2 protein-coding genes are annotated in these 486 nt (G+C 73.5%); both read right to left on the bottom strand.

Translation table 11 applies throughout. The annotated features are described in order from the left end of the window. Positions 1-195, bottom strand: a 195-nt coding sequence (locus WDW90_RS38090; RefSeq protein WP_336492869.1) for a sugar nucleotide-binding protein, incomplete at its 3' end; no start/stop codon positions are given. Between the two features lie 5 nt (positions 196-200). Continuing rightward, on the bottom strand, positions 201-486 hold a 286-nt coding region (locus WDW90_RS38085), incomplete at its 5' end, for a GDP-mannose 4,6-dehydratase (RefSeq protein ID WP_336492868.1).

Below are 486 nucleotides of genomic sequence, written 5' to 3'. Positions count from 1 at the left end.
GTCGACCGCCGTGTAGGCGGCGGTGTTGATCACCGCCCGGTAGTCGCGCCCCGCCAGCATCTCCGCGACGGCATCTGCGTCGGTACTATCGAGCTCCGCGCGGGTCGGCGCGTGCACCCGGATATCCGCGTCCCAGGCGATGGCCTGCAACTCGGTGCCGACCTGGCCCGCCCCTCCGAGGAGCAGGATGTCCATCGGGCTCAGCCCGCCGTCGCGTGCGATCTGGCCGGGGCGAGGCCGAGCCGCTCGCCCGCGTAGCGGCCCACCCGGATCGGGCGCCACCAGCCTTCGTTGGCGAGATACCAGCGCACCGTCTCGGTGAGCGCCGCCTCGAAGTCCTTCGCGGGCACCCAGCCGAGCTCGGCTTCCGCCTTGGACGGGTCGATGGCGTATCGCCGGTCATGGCCGGGCCGGTCGGGCACGAAGCCGATCAGGCGCTCGTGCGGCCCGTGCTCGGGCCGGAGCCGGTCGAAGGCGGCGCAGAGC

This window comes from Methylobacterium nigriterrae, assembly GCF_037106235.1.
GTDB lineage: Bacteria > Pseudomonadota > Alphaproteobacteria > Rhizobiales > Beijerinckiaceae > Methylobacterium > Methylobacterium nigriterrae.
This window is presented reverse-complemented; position numbering and strand designations above follow the sequence as displayed.